We start from the raw sequence: 12,040 nt of genomic DNA, 5'->3' as shown, positions 1-12,040 counted from the left end.
TGCAGGCACAGCATGTGCGGCAGCTTTCGACCTCCCTCTCCGCGCGCATGGCAGCCCTGAAGCGGGCCTTAGGCCTGTTCTATCGCCGCGTTGAAAATCTGAAAAATGAATTGTTCAGATACAGTTCCATCCAGATTATGGATGGGTCATTCGGCCTAGAGGATATGGTGCATCTGCCGCACCAGCCAGAGGATCCCGGCGTCATTCGCACGGGCGGCATGATATTGGACCATTTCCCGAAGCGGCGGCAGGCCAAGGGGATCCGGGCGCACGACGATGGGCAATTGATCGATAAAGGCATCCGCGAGCCGCTTCTGCAGGAAGGACACGCGCATCGTCCCCACGATCAGGCTGGGCACGCTAGAAAAGCTGTTCGTCGTGAGTTCCGTGCGCTGCTTGTCCTGCTGCGGAAAAACCTGCTGCTCTGCAAAAGTGCTCTCGCGCGACTGGCCGAAGCGAACGGCGACATGGCCCAGCGAGAAGAGCGTCTCGCGATCCAGCGGCCCCGCCAGCGCCGGATTGCCCGCCCAGCCGATGACGACATGCTCATCTTCCAGGAGCATCTCGCTGGGGTGCGCGGGGGATAGATATTGCTCGGGGCAGATGACCAGATCGACCTCGCCCTTCTCGAGAAAGCTCGTCGCGTCAGGCCCTGTCGGGTAGGCATCAATGCGGATACCCGGCGCGATCGTCCCGAGGCTGCGCATCAGCGGGCCGATCAGCACAGTCATCATATAATCCGACACGCTGATGCGGAACCGACGGTTGGAGATCGCCGGATCGAACGTGCTGGATGTCGACAGGATCTGGTCCGCTTGCTCGATCAACTGGGAGACCAGCGGTTGGAGGCTCTCGGCATAAGCGGTCGGGACCATGCGCCGGCCGACCTGGACCAGCAGGTCGTCCGCAAAATATTCGCGCAGACGGGTGAGCGCCGCACTCATGGCCGGCTGGCTGATATTGACCCGCGCCGCAGCACGCGAGACGCTGCGTTCATCGAGCAACACGCTGAGCGCGTAGAGCAGGTTGAGATCAAGACCCTTGAACCGCATGGCCGGACCCATCTCATGTCAGCAGCGCGCTGGCCAGCGCAATCCCTGCCAATTGTTGGACAGCGCGCATTTGATTGTGGATCGCCCCGCTGTTCTCAGACCGGGCGATGCCGTCCGCCTTTAGCGCCTCCTGCCGGGCAGAAGATCGCCATATTTCTTCTCGAGCTTCTTGGTGAACTCGTCGCGCTTGCGCAATTCGGTGAGCAGGCCGTTGACGTCAAAGGCGGCGACTTGAGAGCGAATAAGGTCGGCCCCCTCCCGCCCCCACTGCGCCCGCTCCTGTTCGGTAACCGGCTTGACGAAGCCCCCGTGCAGCACCGCGTCGGGATAGAAACTGCCGGCAGGCGTGCCGCTGAACGGAGGGACATAGCGCGACACGGCACTGGGATCGCGCTCGATCTCATGCTCGGGCTGGGCAAGGCCCACCGGCATATCGTTAAGACGGCCGACCAGCTGATAAGCGCCATAGCTCACCAGATTTCGGCCATTGGGCGGACCGTCACCGAAGCCGGGGCGCGGCTGACCCGGCTCCGACTTGCGGACCATGTCCGTCCCCATCCACAGCACCGGGACATGCTCTTCATCGAAGATTTCGCGGACCAGCGGCAGCATGGTCTGCTGTGACGGGCCGTGCGAGGTAAGGAAAATAATGCGACGGAACCCCTGACGAATGAGCGAGCGGGTCAATGCCTTGAGATAGGGCAGGCTGTCGGATGTCGAGACATACACCGTGCCCCTACTGGTCGTCGTCCCGCCGGGATAGAAATAAGCGAGGTAGGGCATCACGAGCCCGTCCGCTTTCTCGGCCAGTTCCTGCGCATAAGCGAGCGGAATGACATATTCGACATCCGTCGGATTGCCGCCATTCTGCTCGACCGGGCCAACCGGCACGAAGATGACATCGTTGCGCTTAAGATAGTCTTCCACTTCCCACCCGGTCAGCGTCGTCATCAAACGCGAGCGCATCTTGGGTGCCGGCTTTGCTGCTGTCTGCTGCGCGCCGGCCTGGCTCTGGGCCAGCGCAGGTTCGGCTCCCGAGAAAAGCAGCGCGGCCAGACCGGCCAGGGACAGCGCTCTTACGGCAGGCTCAAATGGTCGCTTCATAACATCCTTGCTCCTCGTTGATATCGATCAGGGGAAAAGCCGGCAGATCTCGCCGCGCAGATCCGTCCCGAGTTCCACCGCGCCGGGGTGATCCGAGGAGAACCGCGCATAGGCGCGACGATCCTTCTGGTAGACCGGCCAAACGGGCAGCTTTGCGCCATTTGGATTTCCGGTCTTGGCGAAATTGGTCCAATATTCGACCATCAGAACAGAGAGACGGCGGTCGGCCGCCTTGTAATCGGCAGCCGAAAACCCCGTGGTCAGCAGATTGCCGAACACATAGGGCACCTCGAACGAATGCGCAGCGCCCCGCGCCTCACGGCCGGGCACGAACTGCTCGAACTGATAGTGCCAGACCGGCCCTCCCGCTCTTGCCGATGCCGCTGCGATCTGCACGGCGCCGCAGCGAAAGCTGCTGTCGGTCGAGAATTGCTCCGCCACCGTCCCCATCAGGCGATCGAGCGCCGGCGGCATCGCGGCGGACAAGCCATAAGCCGCGCGGGCCGCAGCCGCATTCGCACCGAACGCGCTGGCCATCGCAGCATCGAGCTTGTCCGGCGGCAGAACCGCCAGCCCTTCCCGCGCGTTGCTGCCGATCAGCAGCGGGATGGGCTTGCGCCGCTGGTCAGAGATGGCGTCCGTGGCGGCGCGGGTGATGATGTAGCCATCCTGCACTGGCGAGAAGCGCGCGCCGGATCGGCCAGCCGCCTGCGCCATCTGGATGACCGTCGCCGTATCCAGGCCACGCAAGGCCGATAACGGGAGGCCGTTGGCGAAGCTCTCGCCCTCCCGCTCCGCATCAGCCAGATTGATGGGCGCAATGCTGCTACGCGCCGCGCCGCTCTGGATGATGGCACGCGCGAACAGCCCGTCCGTCACATCGGAGGTCACCAGATCAAGAACGCTGGCGCCGCCGGCCGACTGACCAAAAAGAGTGACATTGGCCGGATCACCGCCGAATTGCGCGATGTTCGCCGCAACCCATCGCAGCGCGGCGATCTGGTCTTCCAATCCGAAATTGCCGGAGGATTTATGGAGCGAGTCTGCTGTCAGCTGTGGATGCGCGAAGAAGCCGAACGCGGCGAGCCGATAGTTGAGCGTGACCACGATGACCCCGTGCCGGGAGAGGGCAACACCATCATAGGTCGGGCTACTGCCCATGCCGTTCTGAAAACCGCCGCCATGGACCCAGACCATGACTGGCAGCTTTGGATCCGCCGACACATGTGGCACCCAAATGTTGAGGGTCAGGCAATCTTCGCTGCTGATGCTGGATACCGCGGTTTGCCCGCGCAGCGGCGCCTGAGCACAGGGTGGACCATAATGGTCGGCCTGCTTCACGCCGGCCCAGGCGCGCGGCGGGGCCGGTGATCGCCACCGCAGCTCTCCGACCGGCGGCGCCGCATAGGGCACGCCCAGATAGGCTGCCCCGGTTTCGGTGGCGACGCCCTGAATTTGCCCCTGTGCCGTCGCGACATGCAGTGCCGCCAGCCCGGGCACCTGAGCGTGAAGGAGGGAGGCAGATGAGAGCTCCAGACCCAGAATTGTCAGGCTCGTGCCGAGCCGTTTCATCCCTGCCAATGCGCGCATCTGCCCCTCCCCACTGCAGTCAGTTTTCAGAACCTCTAGAGATCGAAGCGGACCCCGACCCTGAAGCTCTGGCCCAGCAGATCGTACCAGGCGTTGTTATTGACGGCGGGGAGCGGCGGCTCCTGGTTCAACAGGTTGTTGACCGTGCCATAGATCTGCACCTTCCGGTCTTGCGAACCCACATTGTAGGCCACGCTCAGGTTTACATAGCCGCGCGCTGGGACGATGTTGTTGCTGATGCTGTTGATCAGCGTCGGGCTGTAGCCCGGCTCGTCCGGCCCGATGAAGGCGTTGTTGAACTTGCTCCGGCTGATCCAGCGGAAGTTGACGCTCGTTTCCAACCGCGTGCCGCGATAGGCGAGAGAAGTGTTCACCACCCACTTCGGCACGCCAGCTGTCCCGCCGAAGATCGCACCGGTCTGCCCCGCACGGTTCACACCATTGGGGTAGGCCAGCGAAACGTCGAAGGTCGAGCGATATTCCAGCGTGCGGGTGGCTTGTGCGCTGAGCGTGATGCGCCCTTGCGCACCGGCGAATATCTCATCGACCGGCTGCATGTAGGACAACGCCATGTCGATGCCGCGGGTCTTGAATTCGGCAAAGTTGGCGTTCTGCGCCAACACCGAGAGCACAGCGCCGTTCGCAGGATCGTTATTGGCGAAGGTGATCAGCGAGCAATAGGGGCTGCTCAGATCCGCCGTGCCCGTGCCCAGACAGTTGGTCAGCGACGTGCCCGCTCCGGTTGCGCCGATGGCGTCCTGGACCTTGATCTGGAAATAGTCCGCCGAGATGTTCAGCCGCGACAGGAATTGCGGGTTGAACACAGCACCTACACTAAACGTCTTGGCGATTTCCGGGGTCAGGCCGGCATTGCCGCCCGTGACGACGTCATACGCATAAGAGGGCTGCCCGGCGAACCCGGCGCGGGGATCGGCATAGATCGGGCGGGGCACAGTCGCCACCGCCGCCGTGAACAGTTCTGTCAGGCTGGGTGCGCGAATATCCCGCGAGAGCGTGCCCCGGAACAGAATGTCGGGGATCGGTTTCCAGACCAGACCCGCTTTCCACGTCGTCACCTCGCCTGAGACGCTATAGTCCGTCAGGCGGATGGCACCGTTGAATTCAAGCGAGCCCGTGACCCAGTCCGCACTCAACAGCGGAATGATCGTCTCGAGATAGGCCTCCTTGACCGACTGGCTCGCCTTCGGAAAATCGCGGGGTGCGCGCGCCATGAAGGCACCGGCCTGGCTCAGATCGTCCGCGTCGGTGACGAAGGTTTCACGCCGGTAGGAAGCGCCGATGCCTGCCGAAACCGGCCCCGCCCACAGCGCAAACAGATCCCCATTGAGGTTGGCATTCGCCTCGAACAAGGTTGTTTCTGCCACTGCGTGGGTCGTGCCGAACGCGTAATTGTAGGCTGCCGGCGAATAGCTGGCACGCCCGAGAATGTTGATCGGCTGACAGCCGGCCGCGCGCGCCGCGGCATTTGCGCAGACGATCTGCCCGTTCAAGGTTACGGCATTGACCGCGTTCAGGAAATTCGCGGTGATGGGCGTATTGGCCTGGTCCAGCGAGCTTCTGTTACGGCCATATTGAACGGCCGCATCCCACCGCCAGGAACCACCCAGCTCGCCGCGCAAGCCGCTGGACAGGCTGTAGGTCTTACTGGCGTTGCGCAGGATCGGCGGGCCGAAATCATTGCCGAGATAGCCGACCGTCAACGACCCGTTGGCGGGGATGAGCGCGAACTGGGCTGGCGTCAGCGCCTGCTGCAAATAGGGATTGTTGCGGCTGATCGAGAGGAAACCGGTCGTCCCGCCCGTCGCCGCTCTAATCTGGGCGCTGATATTCTGCGCCTCGGTGTTGGAGTAGAGTCCGCGCGCCCATAACGTCAGGCTGTCGGAGAGATCATATTCGGCATGTGCCGCGAGATTGTAGCGCTGCGTGTTGGCGCGGAGCACCTGATAGGGCGACACATTGGTTCCGCCGACCATGTTGGTGCCGATCTGGCCCTGATAGAGCCCGGCATTGAAGGGCGCAGTCGTCACGGTTCCGTTCGGCCCGACGACGAACTGCAGATTACGCAGCGCCGCTGGATTGCCGGCAGCGGTCGGGCTGATCAGGCCGCCCGTCGTCAGCATGCCGAAAATCACATCGTCGGTAATCAGGTTGGCCGGCAGTCCGGCGGCCCGACTGTTCGGCAGCGTGACGCTGCTGACGTTCCGCCTTCCCCAGGGCCGCTTGTCATTGAAAAGATCGGTGCCGTCATTGCTGCCATATTCGCCGCCAATGACGAAACGCCCGCGACCGCCCGCGAACTGCGTTCCGAATGCAAGCGAGGCGAACATGTCATCGGCGTCGCCATATTTGGTCTGCCCCCATTGCACCGAACCCTTGACGCCATCCAGCCGGGTATTGAGCTGCAGGTTGAGCACGCCAGCAACGGCATCCGAGCCATAAGCCGCAGACGCGCCGCCCGTCACCACGTCGATGCGCTGGATCAGGGCCGAGGGAATGAGATTGAGATCGGTCGCGCCGGCCACCGCCGAGCCGGGCACATTGACGGCTGGCAAGCGCATCCGGTCCAGGAGGACCAACGTGCGCACCGCGCCCAGGCCACGCAAATCGGCATTGTTCGCGCCGGAATTGCCGATGCCGCCGCTTTCCGGAGCCTGACTGCGCCGGAAGGACGGAACCTCGTTGATGACGTCGGCGACGTTAACCGCCGCCCTGTCCTGCAACAGCTCTGCGCCGATGACGACGGTCGGACTGGGCGCAATAAACCCTGCACGATCAATGCGCGAAGCGCTGACGATGATCTGCTCGACGCCACCTTCTTGCGACGATGCCGAAGACTGCGGCGCAGCCGTGGATGATGTTTGAGACTGAGCTATTGCCCCCATGGGCGTGGCGATGATTATCGCGCTGCCACCGGCAAGCATCCATGCTTTCAGGCGCACATTCCCTCTCCCTGTTTGCCCTTATTGGTTTTACCAGTTTGCACGACAATATAGCAATTGCAATGACAATTTGGTCAGCATGCCAGACAGAGAAATGATGACTGCGCAGCCGAGAACTGTAGGACCAAAAGCTTTCCAAATATCAGATTCTACTCGGATTTTATTGCAGGACCGGTGGAACGGCACGGCCAACGGGATACCGACCGACATTTGCCTGACCAATAAATCGGGTTCAATGAACGCCGACTCGCCCACCCCATCATTTCAATTCGTCGATCATCTCGAGTGCGGATCTCACGATGGCGTCTTCGGCGCAGCCCGGCTGCAGGCGAGACCCAATGACCTGAAAGGTCAAATGCGAGCGCGCAGCGTCGGAATAAATATAGCCGGAATTGGCCGATCCGTTGGCCAGCGAGGTCATCATCAATTGCAAGCCAGGGGTGGAACGCTTGAGACGCGTGCCGATCTCGCTGTAGACCTCGCCATTGATCGCGCTGATATAGACCGGGCCGATCTTCAGCATGCCCGCGCGGATCGTCACCGGTTCCCCGTCGGCATAAGGCGGAGCGGCGCCTTCCCGGACGGGATTGTCCCGGTCCAGCCGGTCTCGCCCCGGACATTGCAACTGCCTGACCGCGCCCGCAATCATCCCCTGCCGGCTACGCGCCAACTTGCCGAAATGCATGAGATCAATGGCGCTCTCCCCGAGAAGCGCTCCCCCTGCCGCGACGATCTGGCTGACGTCCTCGACCGCAGCAAGATAGTCCGCCTGCCTTTGTGCTGGCACACGGCTGCCCAACGCGGCCATACGGTCTGCCATCGACACTCCAGCGCTCGGCTGGCCCTCTGCCAGTCGCGCGAGAACGCGCATGTCCGACGCGCCGGGCACGCCCGTGCGCACGCGACTCAATCTATTCTGCGCCCGCGTGAATCTGGGGTTCTGGTCGCCGGAAGCGCCTTGCGCGAAAATTGCCACCGTGGCGTCGCCATAGCGCCGCTCGATATAGCGCGAGGCTTCGCCCGGCACGTCCGCGCTCACCACGCCCGACATGTAGAAATTGATCGGGTGCATGGCGTAGTTGAGATAGACGCCGATCGGTAGGCCATCCTCCCCCAGCGCTTCAAGAATTGCCAGTGTCTTGTCGGATGGTCCGTCAGGATTGGGCCCCTGGGTCCAGCGGTTGTCCCGCAACAGGTCGCGATTGATGTTGAGGTCAACCTGCGTCGTGCCAAAGCCGATTGTGGCAGGCCGCAACGCGGTCTTGGCCATTGTCACCGCCTTGACGATGGCCGTGCCCGCGTCCAGCCCCGCACCCGCGCGCAAGCGCGACGAGCCGGATGCGCTATGCGTGTGAGTGGCCGACACGACGAAATTCTCTTGCGGGCACCCCGCGATCTTTGCTGCTTGGGCAATCGCCTGCCCCGCGACCGCGTCCGACATGCCGATCAGATCGGCCCCAACAAGGACTGCGCAGCTCTTGCCATTGGCAATAAAAAGGGCGCGGACGTAGAGCGGATCACGAATGATGTCGCCGGGGCTGAGCGTAGATGCATCCGGTGTGATCTCGACTTTCGCCGCCCCCGCCTTCCACGCGCTATCCTGAGCGGCCGCCGCCCCCCATGCGACAAAGGCAGTGGCGCCAAGCAAAGCCGCGCGAACCAGAATTTTCATTACAGACCCCTCCCCTGAATGAGTCGGCCCTCAGCCGCCCGAGACCGAGCCTCGCCGCACGCGCTGCACGAACACCGCGCCCCGGCCGGCGGCTGCAATCTCGTCCTCCGGCGCATCGACTTCGACATAGCCGATCGCGTTGGTCATCCTATCGAGCAGCGGTATCAGCCGCGCATAGTTCAGGACGCCATCGCCCGGCGGGACCAGCCGGTCATGGTCCGATGGCCCGCGCGATGGATCGACATCCTTGAAATGCATGGCGAGGACGCGCGGCCCCAGCGTGCGGATTAGCGAAAGCGGGTCCGCGCCGCCCAGGACGGCCCATGCCAGATCGATCTCGAAATCTACTTCGCCGGGTGCAAACCGCTCCGCGATCAACGCGAGCGGGGCCTCTCCCTCGAGTGGAACATGATCCCAACCGTGATTGTGGAAAGCCAGACGCACGCCTGCGTCGCGTGCCGCGTGGGAAAGGTCGTTCAGTCGCGGGAGCCACGCCTCTAACGCCGCGCGCGTCGTTTTGCCCGGGACAGCCCCCTCGAAGAACACCGGCGCGGCCGATTGCGCGACAATCGTTGCGCCGATCTTGCGCGCTGTGGCCATCTGCATTGCCGGCGCCACGCCGTAACCCAGCCGCACGACGCCGACCGACAGACCGGCATCCCGCACCATCGCGGCGACCTCGACCGGATCAGGCGCCGGCGGCTGGCGGGGGGAGAGCGCGGCGAGCGGGAAACCGAAATGGCTGTACCCCATCGCTTTGGCGGCCTTGAGGGTCCCCGCATAGTCGCGCTGGAGCGCCTGCGCGACGGTGATGCTCGCCAGTCCGAGCGGCCTCGCTTCTGCCGCGGGCCGAACCAGCGAAGGCGTGCATCCTGCTGCGAACGCAGACACCGCGCCCGCCACTACAGCGCGACGGGCAACGCCAGAATCCGGCTCAGTTGCCAACCGGTTCGACCTCAATGGCGGAAACCACCGCCTCGCCAACGGAAGCCTTGAACTGCAGCGTCAGCATCTGGCCCGTCACATCGACGTCGAACGTCTCACGCACGGCCGTGCGGACGGCGCCAGCCCGGGCGCGAATGTCATAGGCTTGCAGGACCGGCCTGCCATTGGCGGTGACGCTGAACCGCCGCTCGCCGACGCCCTTGTCTGGCTCCACAAAGCTCAGCGTGACGCGGTAGCGGCCGTTGGCGGCGGGGATGCGGTATTGGAAATCCTCCCCCTGCCGGAAACTCGCGACCACGTCGCGCCGATCCGTCCCGCTGATCTCGGCAACGACGGCCTGACGGCCACGCCCGCCGGGCTGATCGGTCGTGCCTGCCGTACCGCCAACGAAGAAATCATCCGAGCCGAACTGCACGTCCGCGCGCGCGGCGACGAGCGCGCCACTGTCGATGCGGAAGCTGCGGGCCTGCGCCGGCGCGACGGTCCAGTCGATCCGATCCATGACCGGGCCGGACGGGAACACGCCACGGGCTTCGATGACATTGCCGCCCTGCTTCAGGCGCACGGCCGGCCATACGCATACACTGTCGGGGCAATCCTTCAGACCGCCCAGCGTGCGGCCATTCACCGTGAGCAGGGTCTCCGGGGCATTGCTGTAAACGCGAATGTCGGTGACGGGATAGGCGCGGTCCACATAGCGACGGCCGTTGATGTGGACGGTCGGCTTGTCGGACCAGTTCGCGCGATAGAAGTAGAAAATGTCCTTTCTGATCTTGCGATCATAGGTGACGATGCCCTTGGTATTGATGTCCTGCGCATCGCCCTCGCGCCGCACCGTCGAGCCGAAATCGAAGCCGTTCCACAGCCAGATGCCCCAAAGATCGCGCCGATCCTTGAGCACCTTCCAGCTCTGCTCATGATACCAGGAGAAGAAGGCTTCCGGCTGGGTCCGCCCAGCAGATTCAATCGGGCCGCCCAGCGGATCGTCCGATGCCATGTTGGCCGCGCCGCCAGCCCCGATCTCGCTGATCGAAATCGGCTGATCGGGTCGCTTGGCGCGCAGTTCATCGAGATGCGCGCCAAGCTGATCCGGCTCGCCATAATACCAGCCATAATAGCGGTTGGCGCCGACGGCATCGACCGACTCCGCAACGGGCGGCACGTCCGGCATGCCCCGGCCTTCACAGCATTGCGCCAGCACGACCGGACGTAGCGGATCGACCGATTTGGCCAGCGCGTTCAGCTCATCGAGCAGCGGACGCGGATTGGCCAGCACCTCCGGTGGGCGGCCCAGAAAGTCCGGCCGGCCCGGGCCGAAATCCACTTCATTGGCGATGCCCCACACCGCGACCGAGGCGTGATTGTAATTCTGCTTGATGAGATCCTGCAATTGCATCCGCGCATTTTCACGGATGCCCGCTGGCGCTTCGGTCTGGTCGCGGGCATTGGTCCATGCCGTCACCAGCGCGATCTCGTCCCACAGGATGAGGCCATAGCGGTCTGCGAGGTCGTGGATCGGCTGGCCGTGCTGATAATGGGCGAGGCGCAGGGAATTGGCGCCCATATCGCGCATGATGTCCACCGTCTCTGCCACGTCCTTGGGCGTCATGGCCCAGTCGGCGGCTTCATTGTCCTGATGCAGCCCCACGCCTACGAGCGGCGTACGCTTGCCGTTGAGGAAAAAGCCCTCCTTCGGGTCGAGCCTCAGCGTGCGGATGCCGAAGGGCTGGTCCAGTGCATCGAGCAGTTCGCCGGTGGCAGACCGCATCTCGAAGCGCAGCGTGTGGAGATAGGGATCGGCCGTGCCGTTCCACAGATGCGGATCGGCGACGACCAGCGTGCCGCGCATCTCCCTGACCGCGCCGGCGGCCAGCTGCGCCGTCTCGCGCCATGTCGCGACCGCCTTGCCGCGATGATCGAGCAATTGCGCGTCGATCGTCACCGGCTGCGCGGAGGCGCTGTCGTTTCTGAGCCGCGCGAGCAGATCGATGGTCGCCCGACCGCTCTCGACGCTGCGGGTCGCGGCGTAGATGCCCGGCCCGCCATGATCGAGCATGTCGATATGGACCGGATTGGTCATGACGAGACTGACGGGCCGATACAGCCCGCCCCGCACAAAGAAATCGCCGGTCATCGGCAGCACGTCCGCGGTGCTGTTGCCAAGGCGCGGCTGGGTGTTGTCGACTTTCACGTAGAGCGAATTGGGCTCGCCGAAGCGGATCACGCTGGTGGCATCCAGGCGGAAGCGACCAAACGGATTGCGATGCTCACCCAAGCGCACGCCATTCAGCCACACCTCGGCCGTCCGGCTGGCTGCATCGAATTCCAGAAAGGCGCGCTTGCCCGCATTCGCCGCGGCGGGCGTGAAGGTCAGCTGATACCAGCCGACGCCCTGGATCTTGTTGACTGTCTCCGCCGAATTCACATGTGTTTCCGGGTCGGAGAGATAATAGCCGACGCGATTCCAGCTGTGCGGCACCGAGACCGGCTTCCAGTTCTCCGGCTTCGGGTCATGCGCGGCGGGACCGGCCTCGCCGACCAGATTGAACTGCCAGCCGTCCGCCAGCGCCATTCTGGTGCGCACGTGCTCGCTGGCCTGATCGCTGGACGACACCGCGTCGCGGGCAAGCGATGGGGAGGCATGGCTCGTTGCAGCGAGCGCCAGAACCAGCGCCATCGATGTCATCATCCGCATATCTATCTCGCCTTCTTCATGT

The 12,040-nt window shown here is 63.6% G+C and carries 7 protein-coding genes; all 7 read right to left on the bottom strand.

Annotated features, from left to right (window positions below; all coding sequences use genetic code 11):
* Positions 1 to 155: 155 nt before the first annotated feature.
* The 7 genes from M2331_RS01195 to M2331_RS01165 all read right to left on the bottom strand — a co-directional run bounded on the left by M2331_RS01195 (position 156) and on the right by M2331_RS01165 (position 12,018).
* On the bottom strand, positions 156 to 1,064 hold the full coding sequence (locus tag M2331_RS01195; protein ID WP_264592243.1) for a LysR family transcriptional regulator: 909 nt from the start codon (positions 1,062 to 1,064) through the stop codon (positions 156 to 158).
* A 108-nt stretch (positions 1,065 to 1,172) separates the two neighbouring features.
* The gene (locus M2331_RS01190; protein ID WP_181558600.1) at positions 1,173 to 2,156 is read right to left on the bottom strand and encodes a creatininase family protein; all 984 of its coding nucleotides are present in this window, start codon (positions 2,154 to 2,156) and stop codon (positions 1,173 to 1,175) included.
* Positions 2,157 to 2,183: 27 nt separating this feature from the next.
* On the bottom strand, positions 2,184 to 3,746 hold the full coding sequence (locus M2331_RS01185; RefSeq protein ID WP_181558599.1) for a carboxylesterase/lipase family protein: 1,563 nt from the start codon (positions 3,744 to 3,746) through the stop codon (positions 2,184 to 2,186).
* Positions 3,747 to 3,781: 35 nt separating this feature from the next.
* Entirely contained in the window at positions 3,782 to 6,706 is a 2,925-nt protein-coding gene (locus tag M2331_RS01180; RefSeq protein WP_181558598.1) for a TonB-dependent receptor plug domain-containing protein, read from the bottom strand.
* 259 nt (positions 6,707 to 6,965) lie between these two features.
* Positions 6,966 to 8,378, bottom strand: coding sequence for a neutral/alkaline non-lysosomal ceramidase N-terminal domain-containing protein (locus M2331_RS01175; protein WP_181558597.1), 1,413 nt, complete (start codon positions 8,376 to 8,378; stop codon positions 6,966 to 6,968).
* Positions 8,379 to 8,408: 30 nt separating this feature from the next.
* A complete protein-coding gene (locus M2331_RS01170) occupies positions 8,409 to 9,269 on the bottom strand; it encodes a sugar phosphate isomerase/epimerase family protein (protein ID WP_181558596.1) in 861 nt (286 codons plus the stop codon).
* A gap of 43 nt (positions 9,270 to 9,312) precedes the next feature.
* Positions 9,313 to 12,018, bottom strand: coding sequence for a glycoside hydrolase family 2 TIM barrel-domain containing protein (locus tag M2331_RS01165; protein ID WP_264592242.1), 2,706 nt, complete (start codon positions 12,016 to 12,018; stop codon positions 9,313 to 9,315).
* Between the last annotated feature and the right edge of the window lie 22 nt (positions 12,019 to 12,040).

Origin of the sequence: Sphingobium sp. B10D7B, from assembly GCF_025961955.1 — a bacterium.
In the GTDB taxonomy this organism is placed as follows: domain Bacteria; phylum Pseudomonadota; class Alphaproteobacteria; order Sphingomonadales; family Sphingomonadaceae; genus Sphingobium.
This window is presented reverse-complemented; position numbering and strand designations above follow the sequence as displayed.